The sequence below is a fragment of the Hydrogenophaga intermedia genome (genome assembly GCF_023715105.1).
GTDB lineage: Bacteria > Pseudomonadota > Gammaproteobacteria > Burkholderiales > Burkholderiaceae_C > Hydrogenophaga > Hydrogenophaga intermedia_A.
In genome coordinates, this window is sequence record NZ_JAMBNO010000020.1 from 1 (window position 1) to 14,549 (window position 14,549).

Annotated in this window: 16 protein-coding genes; 4 read left to right on the forward strand and 12 right to left on the reverse strand. The window is 63.5% G+C overall.

What is annotated here, in order from left to right; translation table 11 throughout:
• Window positions 1-571: 571 nt before the first annotated feature.
• A complete protein-coding gene (locus M3149_RS17560) occupies window positions 572-835 on the reverse strand; it encodes a hypothetical protein (protein WP_251710810.1) in 264 nt (87 codons plus the stop codon).
• A gap of 387 nt (window positions 836-1,222) precedes the next feature.
• Here M3149_RS17560 and M3149_RS17565 point away from each other — a divergent pair, with 387 nt between their 5' ends.
• Together M3149_RS17565 and M3149_RS17570 are read left to right on the forward strand one after the other, a co-directional pair.
• Window positions 1,223-1,849, forward strand: a complete 627-nt coding sequence (locus tag M3149_RS17565; RefSeq protein ID WP_251710811.1) for a hypothetical protein — start codon at window positions 1,223-1,225, stop codon at window positions 1,847-1,849.
• A gap of 495 nt (window positions 1,850-2,344) precedes the next feature.
• Window positions 2,345-3,376 (forward strand): cyclin-dependent kinase inhibitor 3 family protein, encoded by a 1,032-nt coding sequence (locus M3149_RS17570; RefSeq protein WP_251710812.1) that lies wholly within the window; start codon window positions 2,345-2,347, stop codon window positions 3,374-3,376.
• A 1,269-nt stretch (window positions 3,377-4,645) separates the two neighbouring features.
• Here the strand turns inward: M3149_RS17570 and M3149_RS17575 are convergent.
• From M3149_RS17575 to M3149_RS17625, 11 genes are all read right to left on the reverse strand, one after another.
• Entirely contained in the window at window positions 4,646-4,993 is a 348-nt protein-coding gene (locus tag M3149_RS17575; protein WP_251710813.1) for a c-type cytochrome, read from the reverse strand.
• Complete coding sequence (locus M3149_RS17580) at window positions 4,990-6,222, reverse strand: sulfite oxidase (RefSeq protein ID WP_008904213.1); 1,233 nt, start codon at window positions 6,220-6,222, stop codon at window positions 4,990-4,992. The genes M3149_RS17575 and M3149_RS17580 overlap by 4 nt, the downstream gene beginning before the upstream one ends.
• 85 nt (window positions 6,223-6,307) lie before the next feature.
• The gene (locus M3149_RS17585; protein WP_008904212.1) at window positions 6,308-6,910 is read right to left on the reverse strand and encodes a hypothetical protein; all 603 of its coding nucleotides are present in this window, start codon (window positions 6,908-6,910) and stop codon (window positions 6,308-6,310) included.
• A complete protein-coding gene (locus M3149_RS17590) occupies window positions 6,907-7,440 on the reverse strand; it encodes an RNA polymerase sigma factor (RefSeq protein WP_050813810.1) in 534 nt (177 codons plus the stop codon). Before M3149_RS17590 ends, M3149_RS17585 begins: the two co-directional genes overlap by 4 nt.
• Window positions 7,441-7,510: 70 nt before the next feature.
• On the reverse strand, window positions 7,511-7,870 hold the full coding sequence (locus tag M3149_RS17595) for a DUF305 domain-containing protein (protein WP_008904210.1): 360 nt from the start codon (window positions 7,868-7,870) through the stop codon (window positions 7,511-7,513).
• Entirely contained in the window at window positions 7,867-9,261 is a 1,395-nt protein-coding gene (locus M3149_RS17600) for a YncE family protein (RefSeq protein ID WP_008904209.1), read from the reverse strand. The genes M3149_RS17595 and M3149_RS17600 overlap by 4 nt, the downstream gene beginning before the upstream one ends.
• Window positions 9,262-9,423: 162 nt before the next feature.
• Window positions 9,424-10,323: an anti-sigma factor family protein gene (locus M3149_RS17605; protein WP_174252888.1), complete on the reverse strand. Its 900-nt coding sequence runs from the start codon at window positions 10,321-10,323 to the stop codon at window positions 9,424-9,426.
• A gap of 19 nt (window positions 10,324-10,342) precedes the next feature.
• Window positions 10,343-10,846, reverse strand: coding sequence for an RNA polymerase sigma factor (locus M3149_RS17610; RefSeq protein ID WP_008904230.1), 504 nt, complete (start codon window positions 10,844-10,846; stop codon window positions 10,343-10,345).
• Window positions 10,847-10,892: 46 nt separating this feature from the next.
• Window positions 10,893-11,210 (reverse strand): COG4315 family predicted lipoprotein, encoded by a 318-nt coding sequence (locus M3149_RS17615; protein WP_231624607.1) that lies wholly within the window; start codon window positions 11,208-11,210, stop codon window positions 10,893-10,895.
• 120 nt (window positions 11,211-11,330) lie between these two features.
• Window positions 11,331-11,762 (reverse strand): nuclear transport factor 2 family protein, encoded by a 432-nt coding sequence (locus M3149_RS17620; protein WP_008904227.1) that lies wholly within the window; start codon window positions 11,760-11,762, stop codon window positions 11,331-11,333.
• Between the two features lie 161 nt (window positions 11,763-11,923).
• Complete coding sequence (locus tag M3149_RS17625; protein WP_008904226.1) at window positions 11,924-13,030, reverse strand: YeiH family protein; 1,107 nt, start codon at window positions 13,028-13,030, stop codon at window positions 11,924-11,926.
• Between the two features lie 117 nt (window positions 13,031-13,147).
• Between M3149_RS17625 and M3149_RS17630 the strand changes: the two genes are divergently transcribed.
• Together M3149_RS17630 and M3149_RS17635 are read left to right on the forward strand one after the other, a co-directional pair.
• A complete protein-coding gene (locus M3149_RS17630) occupies window positions 13,148-14,077 on the forward strand; it encodes a LysR family transcriptional regulator (RefSeq protein WP_008904225.1) in 930 nt (309 codons plus the stop codon).
• Complete coding sequence (locus M3149_RS17635) at window positions 14,074-14,361, forward strand: hypothetical protein (RefSeq protein ID WP_133156668.1); 288 nt, start codon at window positions 14,074-14,076, stop codon at window positions 14,359-14,361. Before M3149_RS17630 ends, M3149_RS17635 begins: the two co-directional genes overlap by 4 nt.
• Window positions 14,362-14,549: the final 188 nt, after the last annotated feature.

Genomic DNA, 14,549 nt, shown 5'->3' on the forward strand with positions numbered 1-14,549 from the left:
CCACGCCGGCGGCGCGGGCATAGCTGCCAATGTCGCCGACGGTGGATTTGGAGATGCCGAGGGCGGCAGCGATTTGGCGGGTGCTCAAGGCCCCACCGTTCAGCAGTTGCAGTGTGTGTCGTAGTTTGCTCATGGTGACCCTGGGTGTGGGCATCGCTGGTTCCGGTCAAAAAAAACCGGGCAGCGTATGCCGCGTTCGGGTCACTCGGAACACCCCGCAGGTGTCCGACATCAGTTTGGAATGATGTCCGACTTCAGCGTGGAACAGCGTCCGCCATCACGCTGGAACACTGTCCGCCATCAGCATGGAGTCGTGTCCGCCATCGCGTGGAATACGCAACTGATGGCAACGGATACCAGCCGGCGGCTTCAGATTTGAAAGGCATGAGAATCTCCTCTGAGTCCTATAAAAGGACTCAATTGCGTCAATGAGGGCGAGCAGACCCAGCCGCTGGCGAAAGGCGGCCTTGACACAGGAGATCCAGGGTTAGATACTTACAACACAACCTCTAGGAATATTTCCTGGACTCTCCGGCGAGCTGCTCAGTGATGGGCTCTCGCCGTTTTTCTTTCAGGCCATAGGCACCTCCTTCTCACGAGGGCCCTGAGAGTTCGCCTTCCAGCCCACCAAAAGGCGCGCCACGTCCTCTGTGGCGTACATGAACTGTTTCCGACCAGGGACCTTGATCGGTTCAAGCTGCAGGTGGCCTCTTCTGCGCGCTGTCCAAAACGCGCTGGCGCTCTTGAACTTCAGCAGTGCGCGCGCCTCCTCCGCCGACAGAACCTTGCCGTATTGCCGTGTCATGGCTGCAACAGTCTCAACTTCTTCTTTCATCATCACACGTAGTCAGAATCAAGCAGTCGATTGCTATCGCAGATGATTTTGAGTGGCTCCGACTTGTGCGGAAAGCAGGGTAAGGTGAACAATTTCACCAGCAACCCCGCTTGCTGGTGAAGAGGAGTGCCTGAGATGCGCAACGATGAGTACGGATTCCTGGATCGGCTTCGAGTAACCGCTTGGGCAGTGGCGGTGCTTACGCAGATCGGAGGGGTGAGCGCAAAGGCCTCAAGATTCTTCGATCTGTCTCGAACGGGTCGCGCCTCAACCGTGTTCTACAAATGCTTGGCTGCTGGGCGCCCATGGCCAGACATTGGGGGCAGCCCAGACCGTCCAGGACCCGCTGTTCGAATTGAGAGGGAGTACCCAGGAACCCTCATCTGGTTGATTCACCCAATCTGGCGGGCATTAGATGGTTTCCCTGGCTACATGTCAGAGCAGGTAATGCTCCACGTGCTTGCGATGCGCCCCTCGGTGCAGCAGATTGTTCTTCCGGAGCACACAGCGACCTCTGATGAGGGTCAGTTCTGTTTCGTGGGAACGATTCGAGCGCTGCATCAAGAGGGGAGTCTAGACGCGCTCTTGGCAATGATCTTGGTTTCACGACAGGCCTACTGTCTATGCGACGCGATAGTCCATCGAGAGACCGTCAAGACCATCTACCAGTTGGCAGGAACCATAGCCTGTGTTCAATGGATGCCGCCAGACCTGCACCGGCGTTTCATTGGAGAAATTCTTCAAACTGTCAGCGCGCAGCAACCAAGGCATTTGTCTGTCGAGGCAGCCAGAGCTGACAGGATGATCAATCTAGATATTGAATCACTGGAATTTACTGGCAAGAGTATCGAATCGTGGGCGGCGGATGTCGAAGCGGCCATAGAAGGCAGTGGTGTGATACCTAAACCTACTCACAGAGTCGACCTCCCAGAGGAGACCCGGCGTTTCCTTCGCCGATCCGACCAGGTCCGTGTCAAGCTTTGGGAGGCGGGCGAATCCACAGGCCAAACCTAATGCGGAACTGGCCTACTCTGGTTTTCTAAGGGGCTAGCGCTCATGATCACAAGAACCTGAACTGGCGGTGGTGGATTGGGCTCGTGCCTATCGCTGCGAAGGTGGCGGCAGGGCTATCCGGACCTCCTTTGTTGGCTCCCTCGTGGGGGCCCTCGCTGATCTCACCAAAGAGCACATCAGTCGTACCAGCGAGGCCATCCACAGGCAGCAGGAGGAGTGCCTCGCTGATTTCTATATTGAAATGTTGGACACATAAGCGACGATGGACGATCGGGTCGCCAATGCCATAGTCGACGACGCTTCTCGGTGGCGAGCGCATCGAGCTCAAGGTCGCTCAGCAGACGTTGACGTTGAGGCTCCTTTTCGAACCGATGAGCAGGGCGAGGTGCCCAGAAGACAGGTCCATGGCGCTTTCCGTCTTGAGTTTCGTACTCAGGCAGGGTGCGCGCAAATCGTGGGCGAGTCAGTATGGGCAGTTGTCCCAGATGGCTCTCTTTGATTGACCATCTCATCAGAGATAACCATATGCGAACCAGTCAGGATCACCCGCTTCGTATCGGCGAAGTCAGGCTGCCCCATGTGGCGGGGCGAATCGGGATCACCTTCTGCCCGGGGAAAAAGGGCGAGAGCTTTGCCGGCCCTGACTGGGACAGGGACATGGGGTTGGATCTGGATCGCGTTGTACTGTGGAAAGCGACCAACGTCGTTACCCTGCTGGAGGATCACGAGTTTGCAATGCTGGGTGTCCACGACCTTGGGCGTGAAGTTAAACAGCGAGGCATGAAGTGGCACCACCTCCCCATCGTGGATGGAAGTCCCCCGGACGCGCGTTTCAACGTTCTGTGGGCAAAGCTCAAGGCTTCGCTGGTCGAGGACATCCGAAACGGTGAGCATGTGCTCGTTCACTGTCGCGGGGGACTGGGGCGAGCCGGAACGGTCGCCACGCTCTTGCTGATCGAACTTGGAGCGAGCTGGCCTGATGCGCTGGCGATGGTGCGAGCGATCCGCCCTGGCGCCGTGGAGACGGCTGCGCAAGAGGACTTCATTGCCAGATATCAACCAGAGCGCCCAGGCGAAATCGACAGCAGACCTGTGCGCGAGAGCGGAGCAGTTGAACAGGACGGTACCGAAGTCTCCTCGTACGAGCTGCTGAGCGTGCGTGACTTTGCCAAGCAGATGAACGTGTCCATCCATACGGTCCTGGAAGAAGAGGTAGCTGGGCGAATCATGTCGGTGCTGCCGCCTACAGGCACTGGAGCACGTTGCTTCCCGAGATTTCAGCTCAGCTCTCGATTGCGGCGGGGCCTACACCAGGAAGCAATCGCGATGTATCGCTCCCATGGGCTGGACATGACCCTCTACTGGGACTTCCTTCGAACTCGGCAAGGGGCATTCGGAGGCGATAGCGGAATCGATTTCTTGCTCGATCTGATTGCCAACCCGTCCCTGCATGGGGTCGGGACACAAGAAGCGGAGAGGCTCTTCTTGGAGTTGGCAGGAGAAGATCTGCACCGGGCCACTTCGTGAGTTGGCTTTCCGCCGCGAAGAACTGGAACGGCGGACCATTGTCGGAATTCCTCATTCCTGGCCAGCTTGATGGGTGCCCTTCGACGTAGCCGACGCCGGCACACCGCGCGGCACGCTACACTTGAATGCGAAAGCTACCTGTAGCGAGGTGAAAAAGGTAGCGCCGCCCGCTAGTCGGGTCCCACCTGGAGTGGGAATTCGCTCCCGGAGCGATAGAGTACCCCGCATGCGGCGGCCACCTTCAGGGTGGCCGTTGTCTTTTGGTTGGCCAACTTCCTCCCCGGCAGGCTCTCCTTCTTAGGCCGGGCGCGCCGCGCAAGCCAATGGGCAGCAGTTGCCAAACATGGCGGTTCCCCACAGACGAGGCACTTTCCAAGGTGTCCTATGTGGCCCTAAACGGCATCGGCCGGAAGTAGAGCTTTTCGATACGGGATTGAGCATCGCGCGCATACCATCGCCCGCGTGCTCATGCCGTTCACCGCGAAGCCCTCGGGCTCGAGCCACCGCTAGCCGCAGAAACGGACGGCGTCTACAAGGAGGGAGGGGCGGATGAATTACTTCTCCGACGTGTTTGGGCTGGTGACCTATCCCTCCTTCCGCCGAACCAGCCTGTTATCCAGAGCTGTCCGGTTTCCGTGGGAACGTCACATGCCTTGCGGTCGGCTCAGCCTCGGGTTGTCCGACCGACAGCTCCAGGGCGGCGAGATTGGGATTCGCAACGTCTCTCCCGGGTCGGGATCTGCAGGCCATGCGTCGAAGGCGAATGCCTCGGTCCAGTCTTGAGCCGCCACACGGAGCTAGGACTTCGGCTTTGCAGCGGTTGCTGCCGTTCGAGTTTTCAACGTGCATGCCCTTGGCGTGCCGGATTGCGATCACTCCTATTCATGCATCGTGGTAAGGCGCAGAGACAGGTTTCAGGCGCGTAGTTGACATTGCTAGAGAGTTGACAACAGCGTGCAGAGATCTGCAAGCTCGACGAGCAAGACTGCAGCAGCATCAAGCATGGTGCGATCAATCACCTGGGCGTGTCGCCAGCGTTGATGGCTTACCGCGAGCACAAGGCCATGCTGGGCAAGACTTAGGCCGGCGAGAAGTTCCCGGCGGTTGTGATGATGGGGGCTGGCTGGATGGTGGTCCCCGACATCAAACCAGGCAAGTGATGGTGAGTGGCTGACCCGCCCTGGGTCAGCCACTCAGTCGGGATCGCTGTTTGCAGGTGATCCCGTCCTTTTTGTCAGTTGGCGCAGCAGCGCTGTGGCCAACCAGCCATCACTTTGATCCACCCGAAGCCTTGGCCACGTAGGCCGCCAGGGCGGCAATTTGCGCATCACTGAGTTTGCCGTTGTAGGACGGCATCTGCCCAATCCCGTTGCGCAGCGCGGTGGCCACGCGCTTGGCATCGGGCTTGAGCTCGTCCAGGCTGGGGCCCACGGCGCCTTCGGCTCCCGCGTCCTTGAGCGCATGGCACAGGGCGCAGGCAGGCACCGCGCCTTGGTCGAACAACACCTTGCCTTGTTGAAGTTGCGCGGCATCGTCGGCGGCGTGCACGGGCAGCACTGTGAATGCCAACGACCACAGGGCAGCGACCAACGCGTGTTTTTGGATTGTGCGCTTCATGCCACGCTCACTTTCACGGCGTGGTCGGCCCAGCTGGTGTTGTTGTAGCCGCCCGCGTTTTCCATGCGTTGTTCGGGCTGCACGTTGCCTGCGGTGTCGGTGGCTCGGCTCGCCAGGGTGAACTGGCCCGCCGGCAGGCGTGCCGCAAAAACAAACTGCCGCCACGCAAAGCGGCCGAGGTCGGGCCCCACCATGCGCGCGAGCTGCCAGGTTTTTCCGCCGTCCAGAGAAACCTCGACCTTGGCCACCGCGTTCATGCCGCCAAACGCCACGCCATGGATCTGTGTGTCACCCGCTTTAAGCGGGGCGCCGTCCGTGCCGGGACCGTTGATCCACGACTTCACCGTCATTTCCTGCACCGATGGCTGCGACGGGTCGCCCTTCGCGCCGGGCGGTGAAATGCGGTAGCCGTGCGACATGATGCGTGCGTCGGTCTCCTGAGCGGTGAAGGCCAGGCGTTTGACGTACTTGATGTTGTTCACGCCCGTGTAACCCGGCACGATCAAGCGCAGTGGGCCGCCGTGGGCCAGCGAAATCGGCACACCGTTCATTTCCCAGGCCAGCAGGGCATCGGCGAGTGCGGCAGCAGGCACCGAGCGTTCCACGATCACGCTCTTGGGGTCCAGTCCATCGGGGAGTTTTTCGCCGCCTGTGCCGGTGAGGTAGGCCATGCCGGCCTCCACGCCGCCCAGGGCATCCACCACCCAGCGCACCGGCACACCGCTCCACACCACACAGCCTGCTGCGCCCACTTGCCAAGGCGTTCCACTGGGCTTGTTGGGGAAGTAGCCGCGTCCGTTGCCAGAGCATTGCAACACCATCGCCGTGGTCTCGATGCCCATGCGCTTGAGGTCGCCCAGCGTGAGTTTGCGCGGGTTCTTCACCCCCTCGATGTTGATCTCCCAGGCATCGCGGTTGCCCAGGATCGAGACGTCGGGCGCGGGCAGGTTGTTGCGGATGTAGAGCTGCTCGGACGGCGTGATTACGCTGGTGCCGAACACACTGCGCTTGGTCTCAATGGTGGTGCTGCTGTGCACGATCAGGCTGGCCGGGTCCTTCCAGCCCACGTACGCTGGCAGAGGCTTGGCAGCACCGGCCACGGCGACGGGCGCGGTCTCACCAGCAGCGGCTGCGGTGCGGCCAAAGCTGGCCAGACCAACGGCAGCCAAAGCAGCGCCGCTGCCGGCCAGCAGGTGGCGCCGGGGGAGCGAGGTGGGTTGTTGGTTCATTTCTGGGGTCTCCGGTGGTTGGGCGTCGTGCGCCGGTTGGGGTGAAAGGGGTGAGCGGTTGATTCGTTGACAGGGACGCGGTGCCTCAGCCTGGCCCGGACACGGGAGGTGCCTGCAGTGCCGTCTGCGCGACCGCCAGTGCCTTCTTTTTCTGGGCCACCAGCAACAAGGGCTTGCCCTCGCGCGAGCGGATCACCTTCCAGTGCACGTTGCTCCACCAGCCGCTGGCCTCGCGCAGGTCCACAGGCTGGTCAAAGGCATACACCGTCACCATGCCGCCCTTCTCGAAGAACGTGGTGAGGTGGTAAGCGAGGTGACCTTCGATATCGCATGGCCGCATGAGTTGGGGAAACCCGGGCACCACGTTGGCGTCCCGCATGCCCAGGTGCATGAGCAACTGGCGCTGCTCCATGAAACTGCCCCGCAAGCTGCGCTCGTGGTATTCGTGGTCGATCGCGTCGCGCACCATCGCTGGCGGTCGCACGGCTAGCACCCCGCCGCTGGTGCCACCGGCCAGCAAAAGCGCAGCCAGAAAACGCTGCAAGCCGCGTCGCGCCAGCAGCGGCTGCGGCTTTCGGTACAGGTGTGCCGGTGCGTCGCTGGCCTCGAAGGCGATCGCCAACTCGGCGCGCGCGCGCAAATCGAATTCGCTGTCGGGCAGGAAAGGCGCGTCGGTATCGGGGCTCATGTCTTGGTCCTGCGAAACGGGGTAACGTTGACATCGGCCTTGGGTGTCGCAGGTACCCCCATGGCCAGCTTCAAAGCGTCGCGCGCACGGGCTAGGCGCGACAACACCGTGCCGGGCGCGATCTCCAGCGCCTCGGCCATCTGGGCGGTGGGCATGTCGTCGAAATAAAACAGCACCAGCACCTCGCGGTGGATGGGCGCCAGGCGCGCGAGCGCCTTGACGACATCGAGTTTGTCGTCCAGCCCCGCGTCGGGCGCCGCTTGCTCGGGCTGCTCTTCATCGTCCAGCGACTGCATGCTGGGTGCGGCCTGGCGAAAGGCGGCGCGGCGCATGATCTGAAAGAGCCAAGCCCGTGCCAGCGCAGCGTCGCGCAGTTGCTCCCGGTGCTTCCAGGCGTTGGCAAAACAGTCTTGCACCACGTCTTCGGCAATGGCGCGCGAACCAGTGAGCGCCCACGCACTGCGCAGCAAAAAACGGTAGTGCTCACGCACCCATTGGTTATAGCGGGACTCGGCAGACTGGAACAGCATGGTGATCAAGAGCGCTGCGTGGCTTGGTTCATTCCGTGGCGCTCATCGGTACTTTCCCTAGGGCTGTCGATCAAGGCCCCCGCGTCCCACCCAGCGACGGAAATTCCGCTTCCGCACCTTTGGCTGTGCGCTGCTGCAGGGTGTGCAGTCGGCGTTGCATGCTCTGGATCTCCACCGTCTGCCCGGCAATGATTTCCTCGGCCAACTGCCGGGTGACAGGATCGCGCCCATGCTGCAACACCAGCCGCGCCATGTCCACAGCGCCGGCGTGGTGCGGAATCATCATCGCCAGAAAGTCCTGGTCGGCCTGGCCTGCGTAGCCCGGGCTGTGCATGGCCTGCATCATGCGGGCCATCGATTCGTCCATATCCCGCTGGAATGCGCTGGTGTGCGCGGCGCTGGCGCCGTGGCTGGTGTGCGCGCCGCTCATGCCGTCTGGCCCTTCTCGCCCACACGCACGTAGACGAGGTTGATGCTCTTTTTGTTGCGCAGCGCGCCAGAGGGCAGCGTCAGATTGCCCAGGGGGATCTGCGCAATGAAGGTCGGGCGCAGCGGGTCGCTCACATCAAATGCACTGCACACGGTCTGGCCCGCGTTGGGCGTGCCGGGCAGCTCGTCCTGTTCGTGGGCCACATACAGCAGCGTGTTCTCGGGGTTGGTCCACAACCCGTGCGACTCGCGGCCACGGCTGGAGAAGGTGCCCACCACCTTGCGCTGTCCGCCCGGAGCGCTGCGGTCGATGATGGCGATCGGGCTCGACGCCACGCCGCCGGGGCCACCATCGTCGATGCGCGCCAGGCTGGCATAGACCACGCTGCCGCGCGCATTGCGCACGAACTCAACGTGGTTGGGCCGCGCGCCCATGCCCAGCGGCACGGTGTCGATCAGGTCGAAGCCACCCTGCGTCGAGCGGCAAGACACCGCATCAGCCAGCTTGTGCGAGAACCACACCTCGGCACCGTCGGGTGTGGTCTTCATGAAGGGCGTGAAGCCGGGTTTGTCCTGTGCGCTGATGTCCAGCGTGGTCAGCCGCTGCGGTTGGCTGTGGCCATCCGCGCCGGGGTTGACGCGGAACACGTCGATCTTCGACACCTTCTGGCTGGCCACAAAGGCCAACGTACCCTCACGGTTGAACCACACCTGCGCCGGGCCGCTCAGCGTGGGCAGGTATTGGCGAACCGCGCTGGAGCCCGGGCTGTCGGCCCCCTTGAGCTGGCGAACGGCACGATCGACGCCGACGATGGCAATGCGGTCTTCACCGCGCAGCGTGACCCACAGCTCGCGGCCGTTGCGCGTGAAAGTGGGCTCGTGCGGTTCGCGGCCCAGCAGCAGGCCACTACTCAGGCGCTCGGGGTTGGTGGTGGGCCCAGACGCAGGGTTGGGTGTGTTGCCGATGACGCGGCGCTGCTCGGCGTCGATCAGATAAATGTTGCTGGAGCCGCGCCCGCTGGTGGCCAGCAACCGGCCATCGGGCGACGGCACCGCGCCGTGCGCATCGATACAGCCGTGGTACAGCGGCTTGTGGACCATCGCCGCGTGCGTTGGCGCCACGCCGGCCGTCACAAAGCGAAACGGGGGACGAGGGTCTTCGTCAAAGCTGGTCAGGTTGATCGTCGACTCGACGGTGTTGGTCTTCGGGTCGATGACCACCAGCGTGTTGGAGTCTTCATTGGTGATGAAGACGCGATCGCGCGGGTCGATGCCGGTCGCTGCGGCTCCCGCTGAAGCGCCGGACGGGGCCTGGGCATGTGCTGCGGGCAGCGCGCTGGCTGCCGCGGCGGCCAGGGTGTACTTGAGAATGTCGCGGCGTTGGGTGGTCATGTTTGCTTTCTGAGTTGGTGTGGAGAGTGATCGCTTGGGTCGTGGGCCGGCAGCCGCCGATGAACCACTGCCCAGCGCTTGCTTCAGGTCAAGAGCGCGGCTCAGGCCGTTTCATTCCCTGGCGCGAGCCGACAGCGCGTCGCGCCGACGCCGCCCTGGCCTTCAGCGCGGGGTGCCAAGTTGCCGATAGACCTCGGCCGACACCTGCGCCAGCACGCTGCGGTCGGCGTCGGACGACAGGGCGTAGCCGAAGGGACCGTCGACCCAGTAGAAGACATTGACCGCACCTTCGCGTGCGAAGCGGAAGGCCGTGTCTGTGTTCTTCACGCCGGCCTGCAGTGCCTTGTCCGGCCTCGCGGCACTGCCCACGTCGGCGACATCGTTGGACACGTACAGCGTCAGCTTGCTGCCGAGCTCGTTGCGGTACATGAACTGCGCAACCGGCCCCTGGCCACCCGGCAACAGGCGCCCGCCTTCCAGCGTGTAGCCCTGGGCCTGCAGGTGCGGCGGCTTCATCGGCGCGCCCATGCGCTTGGACAGCCATGCCACCAACTGGTCCTCGTGCGCCGCGTCCACCTCGACCGGGCGGCGCGCGTCGGGACTGTATACCGCGTGAGCCACCGCCGCGCGCTGCGCGAAGCCGCCCGCTGACGCCAGCGTCAGGCCGCGCTCGGCGGGTGCCGCGGCGGCCATGCGGCCGGCATCGTCGCCCCCCGCGGGCAGGCCGCCCCGCAAGCCCCAGCCAGTCGCGCCGCTGATGACGGCGATGGCGATCCCAGCGGCCAGGCGCTGGAGGTACCAAGGCGTCTGCGGCACGGCGCGCGGGCGCGCCGATTTCAGCAGGCGCTGCGGCGGCTGTTCATCCAGCACGGGATCGAACAAGGCGTGCAGTTCGCGCTTCTGCGCCCGGTAGGCCTCCAGGCGCTGCGCGTCTTCAGGGCGTGCGGCCAGATAAGCGGCGATCTCGACCTGGCGCTCAGCGGGCAGGCGGCCATCAACGAACGCATGCAGGTCGGCCTCGGTGACCGGGGGAATGGACGGTGGCGGACGGTCGGTATTCATGGGTTGCTTCGCAATACATTCATTTGACGACTTTCAGCCGCACCGGTTCTGCGCGGCCTTCCATCAGGCCGCGCAGGCGCTCACGGCCTCGCGACAGGCGCGACATCACGGTGCCGATGGGGATACCCAGGGCCTGCGCCACATCGGCATAGGCCATGTCTTCCAGCGTCACCAGAAGAAGCACTTCCTTCTGCTCGACGGGCAGCAAGTCCAGTGCAGCCTGCAGATCCAGTACAGCCAGCCTGTCGGTTTGTGTCGGCGCCACCGGCACTTCGGGCGTGTCGTCGTCCATGGTCACGGTGTGCAGCCTGGGACGGCGCACGCCATCGACGTGCAGGTTGTGCATGATGCTGAAGAGCCAGGCGCGCATGTCGGCCACGCCGCCCCACAGGTTCGACTTGGCCCAGGCCCGCTCCAGCGTGTCCTGCACCAGATCGTCGGCGTCGTCACGGTTGTTCACCAGCGCGCGCGAATAGCGGCGCAGGCGCGGCACCCAGCTCAGCAGGCTTGCGTCGTCTTGCATCGGGGGGTCGTGGCCTGAGGGACTGGACGGAAGTCGACAGCAAATGTCATTCCTTGATGATGTGCCAGACGTCTTTGAAGTTGTCGCCGGCGCGGTCGCCGGGCTTCTGGTCGGCCTGGTAGGTGTAGACCGGCTTGCCCTTGTAGGCCCACTGGCGCGCACCGTCGTCGCGCATGACGATCGTGTATGCACCGGCGGGTTGGTCGCTGGCGGCGGCCATCGCGGGCGGCCACAGCGCGGCGCAGCCGCCGTTGCAGGTGCTCTTGCCGCTGCCTGCCACGTCCTTGTCGAAGGTGTAGAGCGTCATGCCCTTGGCGTCGACCAGCGCGCCGTTGGCGAGCTTGGCCGGCGCGTCGGCAGCCATAGCGCCGGTGAGTGGTGCCGCGAAGGAAGCCGCTGTGATCAGCAGCGCGGCCAGAGTCGAAAGGTGCTTCATGGGGTTGTCCTTTGGGGTCTGGTGGAGAGTAGCCACGCTGCGTGCCGTTCAGTAAGCCGCAGCCACCGCCAGCTTGGGGTCGATCTGCCAGGTTTCACTGACGATCTTGCCTTCACGGAACGTCAGCACGTAGCGCACCTTGATGGGCATCTTGCCTTCGAAGACGACGTTGGCCGAGACGGTGGCGCCCTTGGGGTTGGCCGATTCTTCAATCTGGCCGACTGTGAGCTTCAGTGGGCCGACGGCCTTGCCGAACTTCTCCCAGGTGCCGCGAATGGCATCGGTGGTGGCATAGGTGCCGTCGAGTGGGCCGCCTACCCAGTTCAGCTGGGCCTGGTCGGCATAGGCACGCATGACGATCTGGGTGTCGCCCGAGGCGATGGCCTGGAAGTGCGTGCGGGCGTCGTCGCTGGGGGCGGCGAAGGCGCTGCCGGAGGCGAGCGTCAGGGCGGTGGCGGCGAAAGCGAAAGTCTTGAACATTGTGGGCTCCGATGAAGGGTTGGTGTGAAGTGAAGGGGGGTGAGTGCGGGACGAAGGGTCAGATAGGTCCCGACAAAAGAGCAGACGGCGTCGGCATGCGGTCTATTCCAGAGCGTGCAAAGAAATTTAGGGTCAGGGCCCTGGGCCGTGAATTCGAGGCTTCAGCCCAGCAGGGCCGGCACCCAGCGGTTGATGAGCGCGCCTCCGACGATGAGCCAGCCGAACAAGATCAACGCCAGCAGCAGCGGCTTGGCCCCGGCCTTGCGAATGGCGCCGATGTGCGTGGCCAGGCCGAGCGCAGCCATCGCCATCGCCAGCAGCGCGGTGTCAATCTCGGTCGTCACTGCCACCACCGACGCCGGCAGCCATTGCAGCGAATTGAGCAACACGACCGCGACGAAGCCGAAGGCGAACCAGGGCACAGCGAGTTGACCCTTGGCGTGAGCATGCTCTGCCTCCACTAGGGCTTGCAGGGTGCTGTCGCGCGCCAGCCAAGCCGACAGCATCACCAGGAACGGCGCCAGCATCATTACTCGAACCATCTTCGCGATGACGGCCGAGTTGGCTGCGTCCGGGCCCACCGAACGTGCTGCGGCCACCACCTGGGCCACCTCGTGGATGGTCGATCCGACGTAGATGCCGAACCCGTTGGCGCCGCCGGGGATCAGCGCCCAGTGCCGGTTCAGCTCGAACAGCGCCGGGTACAGGAAGATCGCCAGCGTGCCGAACACCACCACCGTGGCCACCGCCACCGTGACCTGCTCGGCGCGCGCCTTGACCACCGGCTCGGCGGCCATCACCGCAGCAGCGCCGCAGATGGCACTGCCAGCGCCGATCAGCATCGCCGTCTTGCGCTCCAGGCCCAGCCAGCGCGTGCCGATGAGGCAGGCCAGTGCGAAGGTCGAACCCAATATCATCGCGTCGATGGCGACACCAGCGATGCCGACATGGTCAATGTCCTGCACGGTGAGCCGCAGGCCGTACAGCACCACGCCCAGGCGAAGCAGGTTCTGCTTGGAGAAGTTGACGCCGGCGCCGCTGGCTACCGCCAAGCGCGGGGCCCACGGGTAAACCGTGTTGCCCACGATCATGCCCAGCACGATGGCCAGCGTCAGCGCACTGAAGCCATGGTCCTGCAGCCAGGCGATGCGGCCCAGCGCGATACCGGTGGCAGCCAAGGCGCCGCTCAGGGCCAGGCCGGGGAGCATGCGTGCGAAAGCCGATGCAGAGGCCAATGTGCGTGGCTCAGGAAGTACGTTGATGGTCATGCTGCTTGCCTCCGGTTGAAGTTCGTGAGGACAAAGCTTCCGGCTTCATGGATGACCCGTCAAACGGGTTGTATCGCTAAGATGTACCCATCTAATCGCTTTGCAAACGAATCCGCCATGAATACCCTTCGCCTCACGCTGCGACAGCTGCAGATCTTCGTGGCGGTTGCGCGCAGCGGCACTACCACGGCAGCCAGCGCCGAGATTGCGCTGTCGCAGTCGGCCACCAGCTCGGCCGTGAATGAACTTGAGCGGCTGCTGTCGCTGCGCCTGTTCGACCGCGCGGGCAAGCGCCTGCTGCTCAACGACAACGGCCGTGCGTTACTGCCGCGGGCCCTGGCGCTGCTGGACGGTGCCGCCGGCATCGAGCTGATGTCCCGCGATGGCAGCGCCCAGGCGCAGTCGCTGCGCATCGGCGCCAGCACCACCATCGGCAACTATGTGCTGCCCAGGCTGCTGGCCCGTTTTGTCGCAGCGCAACCGGGCCATGCCAGTGCCTGGCGCTCAAAGGTCGTGATCGGAAACACGGCGGCCATCTGTGACGCGGTCGCTGCGTTTGAACTGGACGTGGGCCTGATCGAAGGGCCTTGCCACCAAGCGGCGCTGGCCGTCACGCCATGGCACCAGGACGAGATGGTGGTCGTTACATCGCCTGACAGCGCGTGGGCACGAATGAGCCTGGCCGGCGAGCGGGTGCCAATGCGGACACTGCGTGAAGGGGTCTGGCTGTTGCGTGAGTCGGGCTCGGGAACGCGCGAGGCCACCGACCAAAGTCTGCTGCCCCACTTGCGCTCCTACCGTCGAAGCATCGAGCTGGGAAGTTCGGAGGCGATCAAACATGCGGCCGAGGCGGGTATGGGGGTGGCCTGCCTTTCGTCGTGGGTCGTGAGCGACGCTTTGGAGGCCGGCCGCCTGTGCCGCATCTCCACGACCTTGCCGCGGCAGCTCCGACAATCTCACCTGGTCGTGCATCGCGACAAACAGCCCACCGCTTCGCTGCTGGCATTTGTCGACCAGGTATTTGGCGCCGAGAACACGGCGCCATGAAATGTGACTCCATCGAGGTCAGGCCTGAGCAGCTCGCCAGTCGGCGCTCAAAGTTTATCCACGCACCTTCAACGAGATTCACGGCAGGCTCACCTGCACAAATGCCGGATGCGGATGGCGACGTCAAGACTGCCGCATATCCACATACCGCGCGCGATGTCTTGGGCATTGCGATCCAACGGCCACCCCTTGTTTCCTTCTTTATTTGCGGCGAGAGCAATGATCAGAATGTTGCAACAGCATCAGGTCAAAGTGAACTATTGCCCGTCTATCACGCACTTTGAGGAGCACAGGGAACCCGGGTGGCGGGTATTGCGCTACGGACACTGAAGGACCAAAAGAAGTGATTCGCCCTCCCTGCTGGCGCTTGAAGAAGGCCTGCCCATGGTCCAGAACACCGTTTCGTCCGTGACGCAAAGGGCCATTCCAGAACTTTGCACTTCGCTACAGTGCCGAACGACCGGTACAGGTA